Genomic DNA, 23,274 nt, shown 5'->3' with positions numbered 1-23,274 from the left:
CTAATATACTTCTGGCTAATTAATTTATGTTTTCAATGATCTTAAGCGGGCTCATCTGTGGCGCGCTGCTTGGCTTTGTCATGCAACGTGGACGATTTTGTCTGACGGGCGGTTTTCGCGATATGTATATTGCGAAAAACAATCGTATGTTTTATGCGCTACTGATAGCCATCTCTGTGCAAAGCGTGGGTGTCTTTGCGCTGATCCAGGCGGGTGTACTCAGCTATGATGCCGGCACCTTCCCATGGCTGGGAACTGTTGTTGGTGGTTATGTCTTTGGCATCGGAATTGTTTATGCGGGCGGGTGTGCTACCGGAACCTGGTACCGTGCAGGAGAAGGGCTTATTGGTAGCTGGATTGCGTTGTTTACCTACATGGTGATGAGTGCGGTGATGCGCTCTACGCATGCGAGCGGGCTGAATCAGGCGCTGAAAAACTACAGTACTGAGCATAATTCCATTGCAGACACGTTGAACCTGTCCGTATGGCCACTGATCGCTATTCTGCTGGCGGTTACAGTATGGGTGGTGGCGAAAGAGCTGAGAAAACCAAAATTGAAAGTCACTACACTACCGCCTCGTCGTACCGGCCTTGCGCATATTCTGTTTGAGAAACGCTGGCATCCATTTGTTACTGCGGTTCTGATTGGGCTGATTGCGCTGTTGGCATGGCCGTTGAGTGAAGCAACCGGACGAATGTTTGGCCTGGGTATCACGTCACCAACCGCCAATATTTTGCAATTTCTTGTCGCAGGCGACAGTAAGTTTATTAACTGGGGAGTGTTCCTGGTGCTGGGCATTTTTCTCGGTTCATTTATTGCAGCGAAAGCCAGTCGCGAATTTCGCGTGCGCGCAGCCGACGCACCCACCACGCTGCGTAGCGCTTTTGGCGGTCTGTTAATGGGCTTTGGTGCCAGCATCGCGGGTGGTTGTTCGATTGGCAACGGTCTGGTTATGACGGCGATGATGACCTGGCAGGGATGGGTTGGCCTGGTCTTTATGATTTTCGGCGTCTGGACCGCGTCATGGATTGTGTATATCAGACCGCAGCGTAAGGCAAAACTAACCGCTGCTGCGGCAAATTAAGCGTAAGGATTGGATGATGGCAACTAAAAAACTGGATGTGGTCACGCAGGTTTGTCCGTTTCCACTGATTGAAGCAAAAGCGGCACTGGCAGAAATGGCAAGTGGTGATGAGTTGGTGATCGAGTTTGACTGTACCCAGGCCACTGAGGCAATCCCGCAATGGGCCGCCGAAGAGGGGCACGTGATTACTGATTATCAACAGGTGGGTGACGCCGCCTGGAGCATTACGGTGCAGAAAGCGTAAAGAGGATCCCTCCGCCGTCTGGCGGAGGGCATTTCATCTTCAGACTATCTCTTGCGCATACTGCCAGAGTGATTTCAGTAGCATCAGCTTCTCTTTGTTGTCAGCGTATTGCTGACTCAATATCTGCAATTCATTCGCGTAATTTTGCAAAAACTCCGGTGTGAATACCTGACGACGATGATCCAGCCAGCGTTGCTGCTCTCCCTCATCCAGTGTCCCGGGGAAATTGCGCGCGCGATAATTAAACAACAGTTTTTCAATGCGCTTGTCGACAAAAGTGATGTCCAGTGCGGGTAAATTGCGAGGTTCGGTTTCCAGAACGATCTTCATTGCGGCGCGGTCGGCATCGCTGAAAAAACCGTTGTATAACTGCGCATCTACGTTATCCGATGGCGCAAAGGGTTCTGCTTCGGCAAAAATAGCCACCACTTTATCGCGTACCTGCGGGTTTTCACGCAGGACTTTAAGATTATCCAGGCAATGCTGGCGGTTAATTCCGAGACGATCGGCATCTTCCGGACGTAGCGTATTAGCCTGTGCCAGAACCGGACATTTGTTGATATGCACCAGTTTAACCGGCACCGCGGCGTTATCTCCCAGATCGGCTTTGGCGGTGTAAAGACGTGCGCGCAGGGTATCGCTATCCAGTTCAAGCAAGGGAGAAATATCACCGGCTAAGTCGACCATAATAACCGCATTACGATTATCCGGATGCCAGGCGAGCGGGGCAACCCAACTGGTGTTACCTCGCCATGCACCGAACATCCCAGATACATGCACTAAGGGCTTCATTTGCGGGACATCAATCAACGCAGCCAGCTTGTGTTTATTGCGGTGACTGTAGAGATAGTCAAACAGACGCGGCTGACGTGACTTTACGAGTTGCGCCATGGCAATGGTGGCATACACGTCTGCCATCGCGTCGTGGGCATTAGCATGCTCAATGCCGTTGGCGCGAGTCAGATGCTCAAGGCGGAAGCTGGGTAGACCGTCGTCGTTTTCTGGCCAGTTGATCCCTTCCGGTCGTAGCGCATAGCAGGCGCGCATCACATCCAGCAAATCCCAGCGAGAATTGTCGTTCTGCCAGCTCCAGGCGTAGGGATCATAAAAATTGCGATACAGGATATTACGTGTCACTTCATCATCGAAGCGCACATTGTTATAGCCGAGGATACACGTTTTCGGCACGGTAAACAGCGCATGGATGCGGGCAGCAAAAGCGGCTTCATTCTCACCCTTATCACGTGCTTCTTGCGGCGTAATACCGGTTATCAGTACCGCTTCTGGTTGTGGCAGATAGTCGTCGGCGGGCTTGCAGTAAAAGACTTCGGGATCGCCAATGATATTGAAATCGCTATCTGTGCGGATGGCCGCAAACTGTGCGGGTCTGTCCAGTGCCGGATGGGTACCAAAGGTCTCGTAATCGTGGAAGAGAAAACCAGGTTGCTGCTTGCCGTCATTCATTGTTCAGTTATGTCCGGGATCAATTTAGCGCTTATCTAAGAATACCAAAAAATAGCGCGGTAATCAGCAACGGGATTATCAATGCTCGGCGGTGGCCGCAATAAAATTGCGGTAAACATGATTAAAATAAAACGAATTAATAGGTTTGGGGTTTTAAAGATATTTCATGAAATAAGGTCATGTTGACGTGTAAGCTTATAAATAAGTTAACTGATAACTATTATTGTTATTTTTACGTTTGTCAGTGCGTTCTGGAAACTTTAAAATTCTTTTATAAACAATAAGTTTTATTCTTGCCGGTTAACGGAGTTTCATTGTAATGAAATGTGAGTGAGGTTAAAAATTAATAATTTAAAGGCCATATAATCATTGGATATATCTAATAACAGGAGGTTATATGAGCATTAGTCGGCGTAATTTTTTGCGGGGTGTAGGTATTGGCTGCTCGGCCTGTGCGATAGGCAGTTTCCCACCTGGCGCACTGGCGCGAAATTCGCCAGAAAGTATTAAAGGGAAAACATCCCTGACGCCGAGTCTGTGTGAAATGTGTTCCTTTCGCTGTCCAATTCAGGCTCAGGTGATTAATAATAAAACAGTTTTTATCCAGGGAAACCCTAATGCCCCTCAGCAAGGCACGCGCGTTTGTGCTCGTGGGGGCAGCGGTGTTAGCCTGGTAAACGACCCGCACCGGATTGTTAAACCAATGAAACGCACCGGGCCGCGTGGCAGTGGCGAATGGCAGGTCATTAGCTGGCAACAGGCGTATAAAGAAATTGCCGAAAAGATGACGGCAATAAAAAATCAATATGGGCCGCAGGGCGTTGTCTTCTCCTCTAAATCCGGTTCGCTTTCCGGCCATTTATTTCATTTGGCGACGGCTTTTGGCTCACCAAATACCTTTACGCACGCTTCAACTTGTCCAGCAGGTAAAGCCATTGCCGCCAAAGTGATGATGGGTGGGGATTTAGCAATGGATATCGCCAATACCCGCTATATGGTCTCTTTTGGACATAACCTGTATGAAGGGATTGAGGTTGCCGATACGCATGAATTGATGACCGCACAAGAGAAGGGCGCGAAGATGGTCAGCTTCGACCCCCGGTTGTCGGTATTTTCCAGCAAGGCGGATGAATGGCATGCGATTAAACCGGGGGGAGACTTACCGGTGCTGATGGCGATGTGCCACGTCATGATTACTGAAAAATTGTATGACGCGGAGTTCGTTGAACGCTACACAACAGGTTTTGACCAACTGGCAGAGGCGGTACAAGAGGCCACGCCGGGATGGGCACAAAAGTTGGCCGACGTGCCTGCGGATGTCATTACCCGGGTAACTCGAGAAATGGCGGCCTGCGCCCCCCATGCGATTGTCAGCCCTGGTCACCGTGCGACTTTTTCGCAGGAAGAGATCGACATGCGGCGCATGATTTTCACCCTCAACGTGCTGCTGGGAAATATTGAGCGCGAAGGCGGCATGTACCAGAAAAAAGCCGCTGCAACCTACAATAAGCTGGCAGGAGAGAAGGTGGCTCCGGTGCTGGCGAAACCGGATGCCAAACTCCCTAAGCCAACGGCGCAGCGTATTGACCTGGTCGCGCCGCAATTCAAATACATCGCTGCGGGCGGTGGGGTGGTGCAGAGCATTATCGATGCTGTGTTAAACCAGACGCCTTATCCGGTGAAAGGATGGATTATGTCCCGGCATAACCCTTTTCAAACTGTGACCTGTCGGCCGGATCTGGTCAAAACCGTTGAGCAGTTGGATCTGGTGGTGAGCTGCGATGTCTATTTAAGCGAAAGCGCGGCCTATGCCGATTACCTGTTACCTGAATGCACCTACCTTGAACGCGATGAAGAAGTCTCTGATATGTCGGGGCTGAATCCGGCCTATGCGCTGCGCCAGCAGGTCGTTGAGCCTATTGGTGATGCGCGGCCAAGCTGGCAAATCTGGAAAGAGCTGGGCGAGCAACTGGGTCTTGGACAGTACTATCCGTGGCAAGATATGCAAGTACGCCAGCTATATCAGCTCAATGGTGACCATGCGTTATCTGCTGAACTGCGCCAGAAAGGGTATCGGGAGTGGGGCGTTCCACTGTTACTCCGTGAGCCTGAATCGGTACGCCAGTTTACTGCGCAGTATCCGGGAGCAGTGGCCGTTGACAATGATGGTACGTATGGCGAACAACTCCGCTTCAAATCCCCATCCGGAAAGATCGAACTTTATTCCGAAGAACTGGAAACTCTCCTGCCGGGCTATGGTATTCCGCGTGCACGCAATTTTGCGCTCAAGGCCGATAATGAACTCTATTTCATTCAAGGCAAAGTCGCGGTTCACACCAATGGCGCGACGCAATATGTTCCATTACTCAGCGAGCTGATGTGGGATAACGCGGTGTGGATCCACCCGAAAACGGCTGGAGAAAAAGGGATTAAAAGCGGTGATGACATCTGGCTTGAAAATGCGACGGGTAAGGAGAAAGGCAAAGCGCTGGTCACTGCCGGTATTCGACCCGATACGCTGTTTGTCTATATGGGATTCGGCGCCAAGGCTGGCGCGAAAACCGCGGCGACAACGCATGGGATCCACTGTGGCAACTTGCTTCCGCATGTGACCAGTCCGGTTTCCGGCACGGTGGTTCACACCGCTGGCGTTACGCTTCGTCGGGCATGAGAAAGGAGAACATCATGAATCAGCCAACAAATCCGTATGTCATGCTGCATGACGAGAAACGCTGTATTGGTTGTCAGGCGTGCACAGTTGCCTGCAAAGTTCTGAATGACGTGCCAGAAGGTTTTAGCCGGCTGCAGGTGCAGATCTGCTCACCGGAAAACGAACCTGAGGTGCTGTCTCACTTCCAGTTTGTCCGCGTCTCCTGCCAGCACTGCGAAGATGCGCCTTGTGTCAGCGTCTGTCCGACTGGCGCTTCGTTTCGGGACGAAAACGGCATTGTGCAGGTGGACAAGTCCCGCTGTATTGGCTGTGATTATTGCGTTGCCGCCTGTCCGTTCCATGTGCGCTACCTGAATCCACAAACAGGAATTGCAGATAAATGTAACTTTTGCGCAGACACCCGTCTGGACGCTGGACAATCGCCTGCCTGTGTTTCCGTATGCCCTACGGATGCGCTGAAGTTTGGTCGCCGTGATGACCCTGAAATTCAGCACTGGATTCTTCAAAAAGAGGTTTACCGTCAGCAGGATACGCGTAGCGGTGCGGTAAGTATTTTCCGGCGTAAAGAGATTCATCAGGAGGGAAAAGTATGAATTCTATCTGGGGAGCAGAGCTTAACTATGCGCCAGACTACTGGCCGCTGTGGCTCATTTATGCAGGCGTAGTCATTCTGTTAATGATTGCCGGTCTGGTGATGCATGCGCTGCTGCGTCGAATGCTGGCACCCAAAACGGCAGCCGGAGAAGAGCACCGTGACTATCTCTACTCATTGGCTGTCCGCCGTTGGCACTGGGGAAATGCGCTGCTTTTTATCCTGCTTCTGCTCAGCGGTTTGTTCGGCCATTTTTCTATCGGACCGGTAGCGCTAATGGTGCAGGTGCACACCTGGTGTGGATTCGCATTACTGGCTTTCTGGATTGGCTTCGTCATGATCAATGCCACCAGCGGCAACGGTAGTCACTATCGTGTGCAATTTAGCGGGTTGATAACGCGTTGCCTGCTGCAAACGCGTTTTTATCTGTATGGGATAATGAAAGGTGAGGCACATCCGTTTGCGGCAACAGCGGAGAATAAATTTAACCCCCTGCAACAGTTAGCCTATCTGGCCATCATGTATGCGTTGGTTCCGCTGTTAATCATTACCGGGTTGCTCTGTCTTTACCCGCAGATTATAGGCGCCGGGCCGGTGGTGCTGGTGCTGCATATGGTGTTGGCGATTGTTGGCATTCTGTTCATTTGTGCACATATTTACCTGTGCACATTGGGTGACACACCGGGGCAAATCTTTCGCAGCATGATTGACGGCTATCACCGTCATCGCAGCCATCATGCAGAAACAGCATCACATAAAGGCTAATCCTGCGCGTTTTTTGCAGGAGAAGTCCGTCTGACTTTCTTCTTTAACAGCAAGAAAATGTGCCTTATGTCACATTTTCTTGCAATTTATCCCTGTTTGTTCGGCAGAACTTCCGTAAAAAGAACGGCTATTTCTCCTGGTTATGAGGACATGCTGTTGAAACGCCGTTTGTTTATTGCCGCTTCGCTATTCGCGATAAGTTTTTCGTCCGCTTATGCGACTGATGTCGCCAGTTTTGCACCTCGGCCTCCCGCCATCAATGCTGGCGCGTGGGTGCTTATGGATTACACCACGGGCCAAATCCTGACCGCCGGAAATGAACACCAGCAACGCAACCCCGCCAGCCTGACCAAGTTAATGACCGGCTATGTTGTCGATCGCGCGATTGATAGCCACCGCATTAGCCCAACGGATATCGTCACAGTCGGACGTGACGCATGGGCGAAAGATAATCCGGTGTTTGTAGGCTCATCATTAATGTTCCTGAAAGAAGGCGATCGCGTGTCAGTACGTGATTTAAGTCGCGGCTTAATTGTCGATTCCGGCAATGACGCATGCGTCGCGCTGGCTGATTACATCGCGGGTGGACAGCCACAGTTTGTCGCGATGATGAACAGTTACGTTGAGAAGCTGAAGCTTAAAGATACACATTTCGAAACGGTGCATGGGCTGGACGCACCGGGTCAGCATAGCTCGGCCTACGATCTGGCCGTCTTGTCCCGGGCGATTATTCACGGGGAACCTGAGTTCTACCACATGTACAGTGAGAAGAGTCTTACCTGGAACGGTATCACGCAGCAAAACCGTAACGGACTGCTGTGGGATAAAACGATGAACATTGATGGCCTGAAGACCGGGCACACATCCGGGGCAGGATTTAACCTGATCGCCTCCGCAGTTGATGGACAACGTCGCTTGATTGCCGTGGTCATGGGAGCCGAGAGCGCGAAAGGGCGCGAGGATCAGGCACGCAAACTGCTGCAGTGGGGGCAACAAAATTTTGATACGGTGCAGGTTTTGCGTAGCGGTAAGCAAGTCGGCGTCGAACGAATCTGGTATGGCGATAAAGAAAAAATTAGCCTCGGTACCGAGCAGGATTTCTGGATGGCGCTACCTAAGGCTGAAGTCCAGAATATCAAAGCAAAATATGTTCTTGATAAGAAAGAATTGGTAGCGCCTATTGCCGCGCATCAACGCGTGGGGGAAATTGAACTCTATGACAGGGATAAGCTGGTGGCGCATTGGCCACTGGTCACCCTGGAATCAGTGAGTAAAGGCAGCGTATTTTCGCGTCTGAGCGATTACTTCCACCATAAGGTGTAATTTTTCACCCATGCTACTGACTGGCAAGAGTGCGAAACTGCTCACATAATAATCACTATTTCCTTGTGGCCGTAATACACAATAATTACACTGTATATAAATACAGTGTAATGACGGAGGTTATATGGAGTACGAGATAAAGCAAGTCGATAAACGCAGGATTGCCGGTTTTCATATGGTTGGACCGTGGGAGCAAACGGTAAAGCAGGGTTTTGAGCAGTTAGTCATGTGGGTGGATGACAAGCAGATAGTGCCGCTGGAATGGATCGCCGTTTATTACGACAACCCGGATGTTGTGCCTGCTGACAAACTGCGCTGCGATACTGTGGTTTCCGTCGCAGAGAATTTCGAGATCCCAGAGAACAGCGAAGGTGTGATACTGACTGAACTGGCCGGTGGTGAGTATGCTATTGCTGTTGCTCGTGTTGAAAATCATGACTTTGCGACGCCATGGTATCAGTTTTTTAATCTTCTGTTGCAGGACGCAACATACCAGATAGCAGCCAAACCCTGTTTTGAGATTTATATGAATAATGGCATGGAAGACGGTTACTGGGACATCGAAATGTATGTTCCAGTACAGCCGAAGTAGCTGTTTTTTGTGTAAATCAGGATAAAAGTCCTGGTGATAACGATGATGTTTTCACTAAAAAAGCAGGTACAATTCTGTTCTTTGCTATTCCCTGACGGAGTGGATGAGTGCGTGCCGATAAGTCGCTGAGTCCTTTTGAAATTCGTTTGTATCGTCATTATCGCGTAGTGCACGGTATTCGCATTGCGCTGGCGTTTCTTCTTACTTTTCTGTTGGTTCGCCTGCTGGATATTCCTGAAGGTACGTGGCCTCTGATCACGCTGGTGGTGATTATGGGGCCTATTTCATTCTGGGGTAATGTCGTCCCAAGAGCGCTTGAACGCATCGGCGGGACGATTCTGGGCTCAGTACTTGGGCTGGTTGCTCTGCGTCTCGAACTCCTGTCACTTCCGCTTATGCTGATATGGTGCGCAGTAGCGATGTTTCTCTGCGGCTGGCTGGCCTTAGGTAAAAAACCCTATCAGGCGTTGCTGATTGGTATAACGCTTGCCGTCGTCGTCGGGGCTCCCGCGGGTGACATGAATACAGCGTTGTGGCGCGGTGGCGACGTGATTCTGGGATCGTTACTGGCGATGCTGTTTACCGGCATCTGGCCGCAGCGGGCATTTATTCACTGGCGTATTCAACTGGCGCATTGTGTCACGGGTTATAACCGGGTGTATCAGGCTGCGTTGTCACCTAACTTGCTCGAACAGCCCCGACTGGAGAAGCATTTACAACAACTACTGAGTGACGTTGTCAAAATGCGTGGACTCATCGTTCCTGCCAGTAAAGAGACCCACATCCAAAAATCAATCTTTGAAGCTATTCAGACGGTTAACCGCAACCTGGTGTGCATGCTTGAGCTGCAAATCAACGCGCTGTGGGCGACGCGTACCAGTCACTTTGTGATGCTGAACGCGCATACCTTGCGTGAAACTCAGCTCAGAACGCAACAAGCGCTACTGACGATCACTCATGCGCTATACGAAGGTAATCCGCAGCCGGTGCTTGCCAATACCGAAAAACTCAATGATACCGTGGCAGAGTTGCGCCAACTCATCGCTGAGCATAAAGGCGATAATGTTGCTGAAACACCTATTCATGGCTATGTCTGGTTGAATATGGAGATGGCACGGCAACTGGAATTGCTCTCACATTTAATTTGTCGCGCGCTGCGCAAATAAAGAGCAGATGAGGGGATTGGTTTTACTGCTGCTTCGATTCAGCAAAGATTAAGGGTATGATACTGAAAAAGGCTAAAACCATTGGTAACTACAATGGCTTTACCCCCGATAATTCAGGTTTCAGCCATGCATTATCAATGCAGATGCAACTTGAAGTATGGCGGGCATGAAAGTAATGTTGACCCACTTTAGCCGTTGTTTTAACGAATCCGAATCTCACATTATCAGGGGTGTAAAAATGGAAACTACCAAGCCTTCTTTCCAGGACGTGCTGGAATTTGTTCGTCTGTTCCGTCGTAAAAACAAACTGCAACGTGAAATCCAGGACGTTGAGAAAAAGATCCGTGACAACCAGAAACGCGTCCTGCTGCTGGACAACCTGAGCGACTACATCAAGCCGGGGATGAGCGTTGATGCTATCCAGGGTATCATCGCCAGCATGAAAAGCGACTATGAAGATCGTGTAGATGATTACATCATCAAGAATGCAGAGATCTCTAAAGAGCGTCGTGATATCTCTAAAAAGCTGAAAGCCATGGGTGAAGTGAAAAACGGCGAAGCGAAAGCAGAGTAACGTTTTATGGCAGTAGGGGGCGCTGCTAAGCGGCGGCCCCTACTGTAGTTTTACCCCGCCTGTTACCATCCGCAGTAAATGCTGCTCAGGCCAGTGAGTTGTCAGTTTTTTCTGTGCCAGCATCCATTTGATGTAATCAACATCATGACGTTTTCTGTCCAGCATCAGACCCACCACGCTGCCGCTGTGCGCAACGTTCACCCCGTATAAATCACATTCTTCTACCAGCGCCAATAGCGAATCGAAATCTGGTTTTGGCAACAACATTTGGCTGGCGATTGCGCTAAGTGTGGCGGCCTCCCCCATCCGATAGGGATTTTGGCTAATACAGGCTTCCTGTACTTTTTCCCATGCGCGTTTAAGCGCGGGAGCACCGGCCTGTAACCCGGGCTGGCGCGGAATGCGGTGATAATCTGCGGTACGTAATGTTTCCGGACTTTCCAGAACCAACAGGTCAAGCTGGGGCTGCGCTTCACAAGGAATTTGCGTAGAAGCGTCGTTATGATCGAAAAGGGTTAACTGACGGAAAAGGGTGCTGTCGGTAGGTTCAAGAGATACGCAAAGCTGCGCCAGTGTAGGTTCATCAAGCTGATGACCCAGAAAATGAGCGGTGGCAAGCGCGGTGGCGGCAATATCTGCGGTGCTGCTGGCCATTCCTTTCGCAATGGGAATCGTTGACTGGATATCTATTCGAATATCCTGACTGATATGCGCCGGGTAGTGCCAGTGCTGCAATAACCGGTTAACCATCGCTCGCGAGAGTGGGCGTTCATCCACTTGTGGTGATCCTGAACTGACCTCGACGGTGCTATACCATTCAACCGGGCAGGAGACCAGCTTCTCACTGCCCAGAATCCAGCCCTGGATAAGTTCCCCGCACGATGCAGGACATTGCGCAACAGCCACGTCTTCACCTTTGTGATCAGCAATCCTCGGCGCATAGTGTCATGGCGATCGCGCTATTACCATGATTTGCCGCAATTTGCGGTGCAGCAGGATTAAGCAGGAATGTCCAATGTCACAGTTTCTGATATCGCTATACGCATAACATCCTGCGCGATCATCAACTCTTCATTGGTATTTATAACGGCCACTTTGACCAGCGCAGTTTCAGTTTGAATGAAGGTTGCGTTGCGCTGATTTTTTTCATCATCAACGGCCAGGCCTAAGAAATTCAGATTGTGGCAAATCGCAGCGCGTGCTCGGGCTGAGTTTTCACCAATTCCACCCGTAAATACCAAAGCATCCAGACCGCCCATCTGCATAATATAACTGCCTATTGTGGCACGAATTCGCTCTGCAAACAGCGTAAGTGCGAGTGCAGCCTGTGAGTCGCCTTCGTCTGCGGCGCGTTCAACGTCACGATAGTCTGATGAGATACCGGAAACCCCAAGTAATCCCGATTCATTGTTGAGGAGTTGGTTAAGTTGCTGCGGTGTTTTGCCTTCGCGCAGGGCAATCCACGGCAAAATTGACGGGTCAATATCTCCGCTGCGCGTACCCATCATCACGCCAGACTGAGGTGTAAAGCCCATCGAGGTATTCACCGATTTTCCGCCCTTGATGGCACAGATGCTGCTGCCATTACCAAGATGACAACATACGACGCGCAGTGCGCTGAGCGGGATGCCCAGCTTTTCAGCCAAAGCGGTACTGACGTATTTGTGGCTGGTACCATGAAAACCATAACGCCGAATTCCCAGCTCTGAGTAATAGCGCCAGGGCAGCGGATAAATAAAAGAAGGCTCAGCCAGCGTCTGATGAAAAGCAGTGTCAAAAACTGCGACGGCAGGAGCTTCGGGTAATAGCTGACGAAAAACAGCGATCCCCAGCGCATTAACCGGGTTATGCAGTGGTGCCAGTTCTGCAAGGCGCTCTATTTCGGCCAGTGTTTCATCGTTGACGAGGGCTGAGTCTTTAAAGGACTCACCACCATGTGCGACGCGATGACCGACGCCATCGATCTCTTCCAGATTTTTGATGATGTTCAGGCTAAGCAGTTTTTCCAGTAACAGAGTTACTGCTTCACGGTGATCGGCAACGGGTAACGTCTCCTGCCATTTCTGCACGGGTGTTTTAAGCGTGACCTGCGCGTCAGACATCCCGATACGTTCAATCAGCCCCTGGCAGATCATTTCACCCTGCGGCATCGCCAGCAACTGAAACTTAAGAGAAGAGCTACCTGCGTTTATGGCCATTATTTTGTGAGACATGACGGTTCCTTTGCATTCAGAAAAATGAACATCTCATCGACCCCGGTATTCTCCAGCGCGCTGGTGATAAACACGTTCTGCGCTCCTGCCTGCACCAACCAGCTTTCTACGAGTGAAATTCTCTGAGGGTTAGCTAAATCGGCTTTGGTGACGAGGCCGATAACAGGTCTGTTCATTGGGCCAGTAAAACCGGGAGAAAAAGGTGACCATGGGGCGTCAGCATTCAGTACCAGAGCGATAATGTCGGCTTCACAGGCGCTGGCCAGCAACGCACTGTACAGGCAGCGGTTCTCAAGATATTCACCTGGCGTGTCTATTGTCGTTGGCGACCAGACAATCGCCTGAGTTTTCTGGTAATGAAGTGCTTCTCCACGCAAACATTGTGTGAGTGATGTTTTACCGCACTGGCTGGGGCCAATTAGCATGATGCGTTTCATGTGGTTACGTCCGGGTAATAGGGCATGCAGTAAAACGCATCATTTCGCCAAGCGTTCTGGTTACCTGTTTCAGCGCGTACTCAACGGCTGAAACATCGCCCGTCAGTACGACTGCACCAGTAAAACGATCGAGAAAACCAATCTCTACCGCCCCGGATTTCGTGGCGATATCACAGGCGATAATCGAGGCTTCACTGGGCGTAATGGTTAAAATACCAATGGCCGAGATTGAATCCTGCAACCCCAGCTTTTTGAATAAATCCTTACCTGGATTAGCAATAAGGTGCGCCAGCGTGACCTGCTTGCCGGGTACGTATTCCTGGATCATGCGATCTGTCGGCGGTTGTCTGTCCATTATCCCTCCACTATTTGCCGCCACATGCTTTCATGCGGGCGTGGTATGACGGAGCGATAAACCAGCAGACCTTTTTCCCCGGCGCTTTCGCTGGCGACGGTCACGGCGTTATTGACATCGGAAACATCTCCCGCGACAACCATGTAGCATTTACCACCAATACCGAATGCCATATGCACCCGTACCAGCGTGACATTGGACGCTTTGACTGCACGATCGGCGGCACAGATACAAGCCGCTACGCTCCAGGTTTCAACAATCCCGACGGCCTGATGCTTATCCACACTGTTAAGACCGCTAATTGCCGGGAGAACGCTGGCATGAATGTTTGGGAGCACCAGACTGTCGACGAGCATATCGCCTGCAAGAGACGTCCCTGTTGCAATGGCCTGCTGTACTGCTCCTACGTCACCCCCGAGCATCAGTAAAAACTTTCCAGGGCAGATGGTTTTGCTGACCAGCAAATTCACATTCGCGCTTTTTAACATGGCATCACCAGCTTCCATTCCTTTGGCAATGCTGGTGAGTTCTAAAATCCCTATCGCCTGAGACATGATTAACCTCTTATTACTGTGATGGATTGTTCAGTAATTTCGCTGACAATACCGTCAATACTGGCGTGTACAGGTGCGCCTAATGCACCGGACGGCACATCGGCGACGCATTGACCGCGAACAACGCGTTCGCCTTGCTGTACACATGGAATGGCGCTGGCACCAATATGCTGACGTAGCAACAGCGTCGTTTTATCTGTGGGATAATCAGTCTCAGCCAGTGGCGCGTCGTGGTACCAGTCGCTGAGGCCAAGTTTGGTGATGAGCCGTTTAACCGGAATCAAACGGTACCTGGCCATTTCATCCTCAGGATTTAGCGGCCCTTCATAACGATGGTTGAGCGCCCGTAGCTCGCGTTTAAGCATGCGGTTGATTCGCATCGGCGAAATGCCTACCGGACAAGCCACACTTTCACAGACATTGCATTCTGAACAGGTCAGGGCAGTGAGCAGCAGCTGCGGTGTGGCCGCCTGTTGGTAGTTCACTGCGCGAACCAGCAGATGTGGTGATAGTTCATGGCCGATTAAATGTCTTGGACATAAATCAGTGCACAGACGACATTGCTCGCAAACGGTTTTTGCAACCGAAAGCACGGTGCGTTCGTCCTGCATTCGTCGTTGAATCAGCGCATGGGATTTGGGCAATACCAGTAGCCCCCCGGTGGTCTTGCTCACAGGGGTATCCAGCGAAGTTATCAGGCCACCCATCATCGGACCGCCGTTGATAAAACCCGGATCGTCAACGGTGGCGCCACCCGCCAGTGCCAGGACTTCGCGTAAAGACATACCGATAGGAACACTCAGTGTTAACGGTCTGGCGACCGCACCGTTGACGGTCAGAGTGCGACGGGTAACGGAGTACTGCTGTTCAACCGCTCTGGCGATATTGAGCACGGTCTGGACGTTATTGACCACCACTCCTACGCTAACGGGCAGCGCGGCTGGAGGAACCCGCCGTCCCGTTGCCATCCAGATGGTCAGTACCTCGTCACCAGCCGGATACACATCGGGTAAAATATGTAACCTGATGTTGGCGGGTAAAAGCGGTGTTAACGCATTGATGGCCTTCTGATACTTTTCTTTGAGGGCAATAATGCCTGCATTGGCTCCTGTTGCTGTCATGGCATACTGAACGCCACGTACTAGCCTTGCCGCCTGCACCGCCATTAATTGTTGATCGACTTTCAGCATTGGCTCGCATTCTGCGGCGTTCACCAGAAACGTATCAACCTGCGCCTGGAGTTTAACGTGTGCAGGAAATCCCGCACCACCGGCCCCAACCACGCCTGCTGCACGCACGCGATCGCGTATCGTTTGTGCGTCATAAAGAACATGTTCTGCCGTCATGGCTGTATTCATAATAATTCCTCAAGCAGTTCCTGAATGGCACTGGCATCGGCTACGCGGGGATTGGTTTGCAACGTGACATCAGCCAGCGCGGCCTGAACCATCGACGGTATACGTTGCGACCAGGTATGCTTCTCGTCTTTCAGTGCATCAATGAATGTCGGTAATGCGCACTGTTTTTTGAGTTGTTCAATATGATGAATGAGCGCATTGAGTGCCGCCGTATCATTCGCGCTATCCGGGCATAAATGGCAGGCTTTCGCGAAACGGGCATAGCGCTTTGCTGCCCGCGGGTCGCGTGCATTAAACTGAATGACACGAGTGAGTAACAGTGCGTTAGCCAGTCCATGGGGTAAGTGAAACTGACCACCGAGCTGGTGGGCAATAGCGTGATTGATACCCAGCCCCGCCTGGCTAAATGCCATCCCTGCCAACGTGGAGGCATTGTGCATTTTCCCTCGAGTTGCCAGGCAATTGCCTTTGCTAACCGCAACAGGTAGGTACTGGAAGACAATTTGCGCGGCTTTTTCCGCCAGAGCATCCGTGAAGTCACTGGCTTTTGTCGATACATAGGCTTCCAGCGCATGCGTCAGGACATCCAGACCGGTATTTGCAGTAATGGCCGGAGGGACGCTGACAACCAGCATAGGATCAAGAATGGCCATGTCAGGGTAAAGGGCGTTATTAAATAGTGGATATTTAATACCTTTCTCCGGATCGCTGATCACGCAGGCGCTGGTCACCTCCGATCCCGTGCCGCTGGTGGTAGGGATTGCGACACAGGTTTCAATTTCAATACCAAACTGACGGCTGAACCAGACGATAGCTTTGGCGGCGTCAAGTGCGGAACCACCACCAAAGCCAATCACGACATCCGGTTGCAGGGACTGCATTTGTGCAATCCCCTGAACTACCGTACCAATGGTTGGGTCGGGTGTGATATCACTGAAAATGCTGATGCGATTATCCGCGGGCAGCGTATTTCGCAGCTTTTCAATCAACGGAGAACGTGCGAGAAAACCATCGCAGATAATCCAGATATGCTTATTGGAGAAACGCTTAAGCACATCCAGACTTCCCTGGCCGCTGAACAATCGTGTTTGCAGTGAAAAGCTATTCATAACGGCCTCATTAGCGAATAGAAAAACCGTTGGTGAGCACGCAACGACGAGAGCGTGCGAAAGTTCGCGCTGACGTTGTGCCTTCACCGGTTGGAGTAGCAATAGTAAAGGTGGTAAAGCCTTCACCGCCGACACCAATACCGGCGTAAGAGGGGCCATTTTTCACAAAGATAGAGGTCTGAAGGGTGCGGGCAGCAAGATTCAGACGTGACACGTTTTGTGAATGCATGATGGCAGTGTGATGCAGTCCCTCTTCAACTTTCAGTGCCAACGCCAGTGCACTGTCAAAATCCTTTACGCTCACGATGGGCAGCATTGGCATCAACTGTTCGCTGGTGACCCATGGATCGTCATCATTGACGATGCCAATCAACAGGCGAGGTGTTTTTGCCGGAACCGGTATGTCCGCAGCTTCAAGCAGGGCTGCTGGACTCTTTCCAACCAGTTTTTTATTGGCTATGCCTTCAGGCAGACAGGCGGCGCGCAGTTTGTTGATGTCTTCGTTGTGCAGAAGTAACGCGCCAAATGACTGCATTTGTTGAACCAGGCGTTCGGCAACGGCATCAACAACAATCAGGCTCTTCTCGGCAATGCAGGGGAGGTTGTAATCAAAGGATGCGCCGTTGATGATATCTTCCGCCGCTTTAACAAGGTCGGCTGTTTCATCAACAATGCAGGGCGGATTGCCTGCGCCTGCGCCAATGACTTTTTTCCCGCTTTTCATGCCCATAGCAACAATGCCTGGGCCACCGGTAATCGCCAGAACTGCGATTTTAGGGTGTGCCATCATCTGCTGGGTAGCCTCAAAAGTGGGTTCTGTGACCGTGACGACAAGATTGCGAATCCCACAGCAGCGAAAAGCAATATCTTCAATCATGGCAATTAGCTTCAGTGAGACCGCTTTAGCACCCGGATGAGGGCTAAAATAAACGCTGTTTCCCGCAGCAAGCATACTGATGCTGTTGTTAATAATGGTTTCCGTGGGGTTTGTACTTGGCGCAACGGAGCCAATCACCCCAAATGGAGAGTACTCAAACAACACCATGCCGCCGTCGCCGGTTAGTGCCGTGGTGGTGAGATCTTCGATTCCCGGGGTGTTGTCCAGCGCGGCTTTATTTTTGAGGAATTTATCCTCTTTGTTGCCCATTCCCGTTTCGGCAGCGCTCTCGGCGGCCAGTGAAGCGAGGTGAGGCGTCAGTTCTTCTCGCAGGGCATTGATGATGGCGCTGCGGGTTTTCAATGGACATTGCTGATAACGCAGAAAAGCCTGATGCGCGGCATCAATTGCTTCGTCAACGGAAGGAAAAATTCCATTACCCTTAACTTCTGCTTTTGCCGGGGCGAGTTGTTCACTCAAAATGTTACGAATAAGCGTTTCAAGTTCTGAAGTATTCATTGATGTGTTCTCACGTTAATCGCCGCAATGGCCGTTTCTGCAATATCCATATCCTGCTCAACGCTTCCCCCGCTGATGCCAAGACCCCCAAGGATTAAACCCTCTCGCCATAATGCGTACCCGCCACCGAAGGTGACGATTTTTCCCTGCATATGGCTTTCCAGACCGTAAAGCGCGGCCCCTGGTTGCACCGCTGATGTCAGCTCGTGCGTGGCGGTTTTCATCGCCACGGCGGTCCAGGCTTTTTTCGGTGCCAGTTCGCTACTGACCAGCAATGCATCAGGCATGCGCCAGGTCACCATTTGAGTTCCGTTCGCATCAACAATGCAAATGACGACCGGAACCTGAAGTTCTTCTGCTCTCGTCACTGCAGTGCGAGTCAGTTGGTGGAGCTCCTGAAAAGACAGTGACATAGTCGGCTCCTGGGGGGGGGATGTACGGATGGCTGCGAGATAGCGCTCCGTCACTTTCTGAATAATATCGCTTTGATGGGCGTCATGATCTTCTGCTCGAGCAAGCGCATATAAGCAGTCGGACAGGCGATTGATGTAACGCATCAATACATGTCTGACGGAGATCTCAGTGGAGAGTTCGACCAGTCGCCGCTCTGCGCGGCGAGCCAGTGTGCGGGCAAAGTGCAGACGGCTGGCGGCCTCACTGCGGCCAGGTAAAATAAAGCTGCGTAGGGGCGGTACTCTCCCCATCGCGGTATCGATGGTGGCTTCCAGCGCCGCAATTTCTTCTGAGCTGATATAGCGTTGTTCTGGCGTTGGCTGTTCGCTTTCGCTGGCCAGTTCGGCGCTGAACCAGAAAAGCTGCAGTTGAATATTTTCAAGCAACTGGCGGTGCTGCGGGTTTTTCGCTGCGCAAACGCACAGGCTGAGCGCGGCGTTAAGTTCGTCCAGCGTACCGTAAGCCTCGACGCGCGGATGCGTTTTGCTCACGCGTTGTCCGGTAAAGAGGGCCGTTGTACCGGCATCGCCAGTGCGGGTATAAATCGCCATAGTTCCTCCTAACGAGAAAGTGTGTCGACAATGCCGACGATAGCCAGGTCGATAGCCTCATTAGGGCCGGAAAAAACGTGTCTGGCGCTGGAGCCGCTGCTGAGTAACACCAGTTCCCCAGTTCCAGCGCCGACAGAATCAACGGCGACTTCATCTCCACTCACAGGGGACGCGGGAAGCTCTCCGTCAGCACTCACCCGACGTACCAGCAACAATTTTTTTCCCACCAGTGATGGGGATTTTTGCGTGGAAACCACAACGCCTGTAACTCGGGCCAAATGCATAGCTCACTCCTGCTTAATTAATTGGACATTTCGCGTAGCGACAGCTTCCTGAGCCAGAGCCGTCACGACACATCGACGGCGTAGCACCAGTACGCCACCCTTCAATTGGGCGACGTCGGCGTAGCTGAGAAGCGTTTCAGGATGCAGCACGATGATTCGCCCCAGTTCGTCACAGAACTCCAGCGGCAGACGTGCGAGTGTTTTCACGGGGATCGCGGGTAACAACCGGTGTTGCAACGAAATTTTCACGCGGACTCCGCATGCCAGCGCTTCGTGGATCGTTACCACCGACATGTTGGCTGGGCAGCCCTCGGCAATTTGCTCCAGGAAGGGCAGGTCGGCCAGCAGGAGATGGAGCGACGAGTATTGGCAGCATAATGTCCGTGGATCGATTTCCCGTAACTGCGCGACGCTAAGGGAGATCGTGCTTTCCGCGCGTTTTTTTAATCGGGAAACAACCTCCTCGATAATGCGTTGCAGCAGTTCGTTGTTCATCGTGAGGTCACCAGTGTGGCAAATGCCTGCGGATTATCAGCGCCTGCGGCATTGGCTTCGTCTGTATCGATATGCATCTCAAGGCGCATATCCGGCGAAACGCGTACGGCGACATTATCGAAAATCAGTCGGCGTTCATCGCCATTGATTGCCACGGAGACTTTATCTCCATGAGAGACACGCAGTATCAGCGCATCCAGCGGTGACATATGGATATGTCGTTGGGCAACAATAACCCCGGAGAGTAACTCCAGTTCAGCAAAGGGGCTGATAAGACGAATGCCAGGCGTTCCCTGAATATTGCCGGACATGCGCAGCGGCGCAGCGATGCCTAATGTGCGGGCGTCGGTACGAGAAATTTCGACCTGGCTTTTGCTGCGCAGCGGTCCGAGTATGCGCACATTATTTAACTGACCTTTTGGTCCGACTAACGTGACAGTCTGCTCTGCCGCATATTGGCCGGGCTGCAACAGGCTCTTTTTCTCGCTAATCGGCTGATTAGGGAACAGGCGAGTGTAGTCCTCGGCGCAAAGGTGGATGTGGCGATTCGAAATCCCGAGAGGAATAGGGCGTTCACGCATTTCATCAAGGACTTTAGTGACCGTTGTCTCCAGTTGCTGTTTATCCATTACGCTTCACCTCGTTTACCTGAATGCAGACAAAGAGTGCGCGGCTCGCCCTTTTGACGAGGGCAGGCAGGGTCAAGACATAGATTGCAGCTAATCAACTCTGTCTGTTGCGCGGCTTCAGGTAATGCAATTTCTGTAGCCATCTCTTCTTGCTCTTGCGATACATCAGGTATCGGTTCTGGCGCTGGCTCAGGCTGCACGGGCACACTGTGGGAAAGAATGCCTTCTCCGGGTCTGGAAATGACCCTGTGCGCAACCAGTCCATTTCGCAATTCTGCTAAATTAGCACCGGTGGATATAGCCGCCTGAACGGAGGCCACATCCCCGATGATTTTGATCACCGTCCAGCCTGAGCCGTTGGTTTTTTCGAGGCCCACCAGCGTGATGGAAGCGGCTTTCGCCATAACGTCCGCGCAACTGATGGCTAATGCCAGACCACTAACTTCAAGTAATCCCAGTGATTGCTTCACGCTGTGCTCCTTGTTTGCGGCGGTTTATGCGGATTTAGGTAAAATGGCTTCAACGTCGCTGTGTGGACGTGGAATAACGTGACAGGATTTCACCTCTCCAACAGCGCTCGCTGCTGCGCTTCCTGCATCTACTGCTGCTTTTACGGCGCCGACATCCCCGCGGACCATCACGGTGATCAGGCCTGAGCCAATTTTTTCGTACCCAACCAACTGCACGTTTGCGGATTTCACCATGGCGTCAGCGGCTTCAATAGCGCCGACAAGCCCTTTTGTTTCAACCAGTCCCAGTGCGTTATTCATACTGCTTTTCTCCTGTGGATTATGAGTGGCAGTCCCGGAAAGGGATGCCTTTAACCAGCCGCGCAGCGTTATTACCAATGCTGCGGCGATCGTGGCTATTTTGGTGATACGTCAGCGTAAAAAGTGGCGCTGATGTCGGTAAGTTTTTGTAGTGCACGACCAGTTTTTCGCGACTGCAGCCAATGCCAACCAGCAATGGCGATTGGCAGGCAGCCAGCCATGCGTTGTGGATAACGTCAGTTGAATGGCTCTCCTGAATCAAAAAGGGGATCCCTTCTTCCTCAATACCCAGCAGCACGTCATTCCAGACGCCTGCGCAGTCATTAGTGGTGAAGATAACAATGGCTGGCGTGGTGAGATTACTTTCCATGAGCGAATGCCTTGTACCAGGAGAGAATCAACCCTGTCGCAACCGCGTTGCGCGGGCCTTCCGTACCCCGAATATTGCCGCGGCCCGCAACCAGGCGATAATGAGCCAGTGCATCAGTAACCAGCTGCGGAACTTCGAAGTCCAGCGAGGAACCTCCAACCAGCACGACAAAAGGAATATCGCGAATATTCCCGGTCGGGCTAACCTGTCGCAACGCTCTCAGCGCGTTGGTAACAAAAACACGCTCTTTAGCGCTGCGACGAATAGCACGAACTTTTTCCAGCGCCAGATCGCCGGGCAGTGGCACCAGTTCATCAGGTTTTACCACGCATACGCGAGCGAAGACGGTCGGCGGGAGAGGCGTTGGGAAGAACTGGACGCTGCCATCTTCGTGGCGCAGGTGGAACAAACTCTCCACTTTCGCCAGCGGGTACTTCTTGATCTCTTCCGCCAGATAACGGTCATCCAGACCCAGTTCGCGGGCAATAATCATCGTGACCATATCGCCTGCGCCCGCCAGGTGTGTGGCAATAATGTCACCCTTAGGATTAATGATAGAGGCGTCAGTCGATCCGGCCCCAAGATCCAGAATAGCCAGTGGACGTGTAGTACCCGGCGTGGTTAAGGCGCCCAGAATAGCGGCTTCGGCTTCAGCACCACCAACCTGCACATCAACGTTGAGCTTTTGCGTGATTTCCTGGGCAATCATCGCCATTTGCAGACGATCTGATTTCACCATAGAAGCAATACCAACGGCCTGTTCCAACGAAAACTCGCCGGCAAGTCCCCCGGTCACGCTGACTGGGACTGAAGTATCAACTGCCAACAGATCCTGAATAAAGATTTCATGACTGGGTTTGTTGGTTAATTCAGCCATTGTCTGGCGTACGTTCTCCAGCATGCCGCCAATATTGGTTCCCGCCTCTCCGGTGACGTTATCCAGTTTCGGGCATTCACCAACCGCTTTCATAATCGCGTCGGCACCTGCCGCGACGTCGACGCGCACGGTACGTCCCTGCGACTGCAGTTCCAGATTACCAGCGGGAATGGCGCGTGCTTTCACATCACCTGACGGCGTTTTTACGACCACGGCAGAACGGTTGCCGATCAGCGCCCGCGCCATCGGGACAATGTTTTTAGTCTCGTCGGCATTGAGGCCAAAGACGGTTGCAATCCCGTAGGGATTAGAAAGGGTTTCAATGACTTTTCCTGGAACCGCGACTTCAATGGCGGCCAGCATACCCAACGGGATGCGGTCGATGTGAAGCACTTCATCGACGATGGGCAGGGGATGAGTCAGACGATTGCTGACCAACACGCCGTCGTCCTGCTGCAAAATAACGCCAGTTAACTGGTATCCGGCGCGGACGGAGGCATTTATCATCGTGGAGACATCGGCGAAATCAAATGCTGATGACACTACCAGAATATAGGGCGTATCCGCCGGACGACTGAGCAGATCTTCCGGCGTAATAGTGATGCCCACACCTAACCCGACGCCGCCCGGCGTTTTAGGGTTATGGCCGATCATGGTGGATTCAGTGATGATGGTTTCGGTGATCGTTTCCATCGCCACGTCGCCAATGACCGGGGTGGCTTCGTTAATGCGGATAAGCGAAATATCGCTGACATTGATTCCAGCGTTTTTAGCCGCCAGCGCAAGTGCCTCCTGAATGCCAAACACATTACGCAATGTGCCCTTAATCCCGGTGGTTTCCGCCAGCGCGCTGCCGGTGATGCTTAGCGCGCCAGTCTCATCCAGGGTTGCCAGTGCGACTTCCGTGGATGAGTTGCCTATGTCAATGCCAGCTATATATCGCATGA

The 23,274-nt window shown here is 51.8% G+C and carries 26 protein-coding genes; 9 read left to right on the top strand and 17 right to left on the bottom strand.

Translation table 11 applies throughout. The annotated features are described in order from the left end of the window. Positions 1-26: 26 nt before the first annotated feature. Positions 27-1,085 (top strand): thiosulfate utilization transporter TsuA/YeeE, encoded by a 1,059-nt coding sequence (gene tsuA, locus IB196_RS13760; RefSeq protein ID WP_188232503.1) that lies wholly within the window; start codon positions 27-29, stop codon positions 1,083-1,085. Between the two features lie 16 nt (positions 1,086-1,101). Continuing rightward, positions 1,102-1,329 carry a thiosulfate utilization sulfurtransferase TsuB/YeeD gene (gene tsuB / locus IB196_RS13755; protein ID WP_005128065.1) on the top strand — a complete coding sequence of 76 codons (228 nt, stop codon included), beginning with the start codon at positions 1,102-1,104 and terminating at the stop codon, positions 1,327-1,329. Positions 1,330-1,368: 39 nt separating this feature from the next. Here tsuB and sbcB read toward each other — a convergent pair whose 3' ends face one another. Further along, a complete protein-coding gene (sbcB, locus tag IB196_RS13750; RefSeq protein ID WP_005128063.1) occupies positions 1,369-2,793 on the bottom strand; it encodes an exodeoxyribonuclease I in 1,425 nt (474 codons plus the stop codon). 397 nt (positions 2,794-3,190) lie between these two features. On the opposite strand from sbcB, the gene phsA reads away from it, so the two are divergent. The 7 genes from phsA (at position 3,191) to IB196_RS13715 (ending at position 10,476) form a co-directional block, all read left to right on the top strand. Beyond that, the gene (gene phsA / locus IB196_RS13745; RefSeq protein WP_155020904.1) at positions 3,191-5,464 is read left to right on the top strand and encodes a thiosulfate reductase PhsA; all 2,274 of its coding nucleotides are present in this window, start codon (positions 3,191-3,193) and stop codon (positions 5,462-5,464) included. A gap of 14 nt (positions 5,465-5,478) precedes the next feature. Further along, entirely contained in the window at positions 5,479-6,057 is a 579-nt protein-coding gene (gene phsB, locus IB196_RS13740) for a thiosulfate reductase electron transport protein PhsB (protein ID WP_188232502.1), read from the top strand. Next, positions 6,054-6,821, top strand: a complete 768-nt coding sequence (gene phsC, locus IB196_RS13735) for a thiosulfate reductase cytochrome B subunit (RefSeq protein WP_005128058.1) — start codon at positions 6,054-6,056, stop codon at positions 6,819-6,821. The genes phsB and phsC overlap by 4 nt, the downstream gene beginning before the upstream one ends. 150 nt (positions 6,822-6,971) lie before the next feature. Further along, complete coding sequence (gene dacD / locus IB196_RS13730) at positions 6,972-8,144, top strand: serine-type D-Ala-D-Ala carboxypeptidase DacD (RefSeq protein WP_137378377.1); 1,173 nt, start codon at positions 6,972-6,974, stop codon at positions 8,142-8,144. A gap of 124 nt (positions 8,145-8,268) precedes the next feature. Continuing rightward, entirely contained in the window at positions 8,269-8,736 is a 468-nt protein-coding gene (gene sbmC / locus IB196_RS13725; protein ID WP_005128054.1) for a DNA gyrase inhibitor SbmC, read from the top strand. Positions 8,737-8,843: 107 nt separating this feature from the next. Beyond that, on the top strand, positions 8,844-9,902 hold the full coding sequence (locus IB196_RS13720; RefSeq protein ID WP_040231920.1) for an FUSC family protein: 1,059 nt from the start codon (positions 8,844-8,846) through the stop codon (positions 9,900-9,902). Positions 9,903-10,140: 238 nt separating this feature from the next. Continuing rightward, positions 10,141-10,476, top strand: a complete 336-nt coding sequence (locus IB196_RS13715; protein WP_005128046.1) for a DUF496 family protein — start codon at positions 10,141-10,143, stop codon at positions 10,474-10,476. Between the two features lie 39 nt (positions 10,477-10,515). On the opposite strand, the gene IB196_RS13710 is transcribed toward IB196_RS13715, so the two are convergent. From IB196_RS13710 to IB196_RS13635, 16 genes are all read right to left on the bottom strand, one after another. Beyond that, positions 10,516-11,382 (bottom strand): L-threonine kinase, encoded by an 867-nt coding sequence (locus IB196_RS13710; RefSeq protein ID WP_188232501.1) that lies wholly within the window; start codon positions 11,380-11,382, stop codon positions 10,516-10,518. A gap of 92 nt (positions 11,383-11,474) precedes the next feature. Then, positions 11,475-12,689, bottom strand: coding sequence for an acetate/propionate family kinase (locus IB196_RS13705; protein WP_188232500.1), 1,215 nt, complete (start codon positions 12,687-12,689; stop codon positions 11,475-11,477). Continuing rightward, positions 12,674-13,126, bottom strand: coding sequence for a propanediol utilization protein PduV (gene pduV, locus IB196_RS13700; RefSeq protein ID WP_005128040.1), 453 nt, complete (start codon positions 13,124-13,126; stop codon positions 12,674-12,676). Before pduV ends, IB196_RS13705 begins: the two co-directional genes overlap by 16 nt. Before the next feature lie 4 nt (positions 13,127-13,130). Next, on the bottom strand, positions 13,131-13,481 hold the full coding sequence (pduU, locus tag IB196_RS13695; RefSeq protein ID WP_005128038.1) for a propanediol utilization microcompartment protein PduU: 351 nt from the start codon (positions 13,479-13,481) through the stop codon (positions 13,131-13,133). After that, entirely contained in the window at positions 13,481-14,035 is a 555-nt protein-coding gene (pduT, locus tag IB196_RS13690; protein WP_040231922.1) for a propanediol utilization microcompartment protein PduT, read from the bottom strand. The genes pduU and pduT overlap by 1 nt, the downstream gene beginning before the upstream one ends. Before the next feature lie 2 nt (positions 14,036-14,037). Continuing rightward, the gene (pduS, locus tag IB196_RS13685; RefSeq protein WP_005128035.1) at positions 14,038-15,393 is read right to left on the bottom strand and encodes a cobalamin reductase PduS; all 1,356 of its coding nucleotides are present in this window, start codon (positions 15,391-15,393) and stop codon (positions 14,038-14,040) included. Next, entirely contained in the window at positions 15,390-16,502 is a 1,113-nt protein-coding gene (locus IB196_RS13680; RefSeq protein WP_188232499.1) for a 1-propanol dehydrogenase PduQ, read from the bottom strand. Before IB196_RS13680 ends, pduS begins: the two co-directional genes overlap by 4 nt. Positions 16,503-16,512: 10 nt before the next feature. Further along, on the bottom strand, positions 16,513-17,898 hold the full coding sequence (gene pduP, locus IB196_RS13675; protein WP_005128033.1) for a CoA-acylating propionaldehyde dehydrogenase PduP: 1,386 nt from the start codon (positions 17,896-17,898) through the stop codon (positions 16,513-16,515). Next, positions 17,895-18,902 carry a two-domain cob(I)yrinic acid a,c-diamide adenosyltransferase PduO gene (gene pduO, locus IB196_RS13670; protein WP_188232498.1) on the bottom strand — a complete coding sequence of 336 codons (1,008 nt, stop codon included), beginning with the start codon at positions 18,900-18,902 and terminating at the stop codon, positions 17,895-17,897. The genes pduP and pduO overlap by 4 nt, the downstream gene beginning before the upstream one ends. Before the next feature lie 8 nt (positions 18,903-18,910). After that, entirely contained in the window at positions 18,911-19,186 is a 276-nt protein-coding gene (locus IB196_RS13665) for a EutN/CcmL family microcompartment protein (protein ID WP_003030211.1), read from the bottom strand. A 3-nt stretch (positions 19,187-19,189) separates the two neighbouring features. After that, positions 19,190-19,681 (bottom strand): microcompartment protein PduM, encoded by a 492-nt coding sequence (gene pduM / locus IB196_RS13660; protein WP_005128030.1) that lies wholly within the window; start codon positions 19,679-19,681, stop codon positions 19,190-19,192. After that, entirely contained in the window at positions 19,678-20,310 is a 633-nt protein-coding gene (locus IB196_RS13655; RefSeq protein ID WP_005128028.1) for a phosphate propanoyltransferase, read from the bottom strand. Before IB196_RS13655 ends, pduM begins: the two co-directional genes overlap by 4 nt. Continuing rightward, positions 20,310-20,780, bottom strand: a complete 471-nt coding sequence (locus IB196_RS13650; protein WP_155020907.1) for a BMC domain-containing protein — start codon at positions 20,778-20,780, stop codon at positions 20,310-20,312. The genes IB196_RS13655 and IB196_RS13650 overlap by 1 nt, the downstream gene beginning before the upstream one ends. Before the next feature lie 24 nt (positions 20,781-20,804). After that, entirely contained in the window at positions 20,805-21,080 is a 276-nt protein-coding gene (gene pduJ / locus IB196_RS13645; protein ID WP_001057752.1) for a propanediol utilization microcompartment protein PduJ, read from the bottom strand. Positions 21,081-21,099: 19 nt separating this feature from the next. Further along, positions 21,100-21,450 (bottom strand): glycerol dehydratase reactivase beta/small subunit family protein, encoded by a 351-nt coding sequence (locus IB196_RS13640; protein ID WP_005128024.1) that lies wholly within the window; start codon positions 21,448-21,450, stop codon positions 21,100-21,102. Beyond that, positions 21,440-23,272: a diol dehydratase reactivase subunit alpha gene (locus IB196_RS13635; RefSeq protein ID WP_188232497.1), complete on the bottom strand. Its 1,833-nt coding sequence runs from the start codon at positions 23,270-23,272 to the stop codon at positions 21,440-21,442. The genes IB196_RS13640 and IB196_RS13635 overlap by 11 nt, the downstream gene beginning before the upstream one ends. Between the last annotated feature and the right edge of the window lie 2 nt (positions 23,273-23,274).

It is taken from the genome of Citrobacter sp. C6_1, assembly GCF_014596835.2.
GTDB lineage: Bacteria > Pseudomonadota > Gammaproteobacteria > Enterobacterales > Enterobacteriaceae > Citrobacter > Citrobacter pasteurii.
Note: the sequence above shows the minus strand (reverse complement) of the source record. Positions and strands in the feature narration are given on the sequence as shown.

What these genes read in the sequence shown, in the direction of transcription:
- pduP (WP_005128033.1), bottom strand. Translation starts at nt 17,898, where the DNA reads ATGAATACTTCAGAACTTGAAACGCTTATTCGTAACATTTTGAGTGAA.
- phsB (WP_188232502.1), top strand. Translation starts at nt 5,479, where the DNA reads ATGAATCAGCCAACAAATCCGTATGTCATGCTGCATGACGAGAAACGC.
- IB196_RS13705 (WP_188232500.1), bottom strand. Translation starts at nt 12,689, where the DNA reads ATGTCTCACAAAATAATGGCCATAAACGCAGGTAGCTCTTCTCTTAAG.
- phsC (WP_005128058.1), top strand. Translation starts at nt 6,054, where the DNA reads ATGAATTCTATCTGGGGAGCAGAGCTTAACTATGCGCCAGACTACTGG.
- pduU (WP_005128038.1), bottom strand. Translation starts at nt 13,481, where the DNA reads ATGGACAGACAACCGCCGACAGATCGCATGATCCAGGAATACGTACCC.
- IB196_RS13680 (WP_188232499.1), bottom strand. Translation starts at nt 16,502, where the DNA reads ATGAATAGCTTTTCACTGCAAACACGATTGTTCAGCGGCCAGGGAAGT.
- pduT (WP_040231922.1), bottom strand. Translation starts at nt 14,035, where the DNA reads ATGTCTCAGGCGATAGGGATTTTAGAACTCACCAGCATTGCCAAAGGA.
- phsA (WP_155020904.1), top strand. Translation starts at nt 3,191, where the DNA reads ATGAGCATTAGTCGGCGTAATTTTTTGCGGGGTGTAGGTATTGGCTGC.
- dacD (WP_137378377.1), top strand. Translation starts at nt 6,972, where the DNA reads ATGCTGTTGAAACGCCGTTTGTTTATTGCCGCTTCGCTATTCGCGATA.
- tsuA (WP_188232503.1), top strand. Translation starts at nt 27, where the DNA reads ATGTTTTCAATGATCTTAAGCGGGCTCATCTGTGGCGCGCTGCTTGGC.
- IB196_RS13715 (WP_005128046.1), top strand. Translation starts at nt 10,141, where the DNA reads ATGGAAACTACCAAGCCTTCTTTCCAGGACGTGCTGGAATTTGTTCGT.
- pduV (WP_005128040.1), bottom strand. Translation starts at nt 13,126, where the DNA reads ATGAAACGCATCATGCTAATTGGCCCCAGCCAGTGCGGTAAAACATCA.
- sbcB (WP_005128063.1), bottom strand. Translation starts at nt 2,793, where the DNA reads ATGAATGACGGCAAGCAGCAACCTGGTTTTCTCTTCCACGATTACGAG.
- IB196_RS13640 (WP_005128024.1), bottom strand. Translation starts at nt 21,450, where the DNA reads ATGGAAAGTAATCTCACCACGCCAGCCATTGTTATCTTCACCACTAAT.
- tsuB (WP_005128065.1), top strand. Translation starts at nt 1,102, where the DNA reads ATGGCAACTAAAAAACTGGATGTGGTCACGCAGGTTTGTCCGTTTCCA.
- IB196_RS13635 (WP_188232497.1), bottom strand. Translation starts at nt 23,272, where the DNA reads ATGCGATATATAGCTGGCATTGACATAGGCAACTCATCCACGGAAGTC.
- sbmC (WP_005128054.1), top strand. Translation starts at nt 8,269, where the DNA reads ATGGAGTACGAGATAAAGCAAGTCGATAAACGCAGGATTGCCGGTTTT.
- pduJ (WP_001057752.1), bottom strand. Translation starts at nt 21,080, where the DNA reads ATGAATAACGCACTGGGACTGGTTGAAACAAAAGGGCTTGTCGGCGCT.
- pduM (WP_005128030.1), bottom strand. Translation starts at nt 19,681, where the DNA reads ATGAACAACGAACTGCTGCAACGCATTATCGAGGAGGTTGTTTCCCGA.
- IB196_RS13665 (WP_003030211.1), bottom strand. Translation starts at nt 19,186, where the DNA reads ATGCATTTGGCCCGAGTTACAGGCGTTGTGGTTTCCACGCAAAAATCC.
- pduO (WP_188232498.1), bottom strand. Translation starts at nt 18,902, where the DNA reads ATGGCGATTTATACCCGCACTGGCGATGCCGGTACAACGGCCCTCTTT.
- pduS (WP_005128035.1), bottom strand. Translation starts at nt 15,393, where the DNA reads ATGAATACAGCCATGACGGCAGAACATGTTCTTTATGACGCACAAACG.
- IB196_RS13655 (WP_005128028.1), bottom strand. Translation starts at nt 20,310, where the DNA reads ATGGATAAACAGCAACTGGAGACAACGGTCACTAAAGTCCTTGATGAA.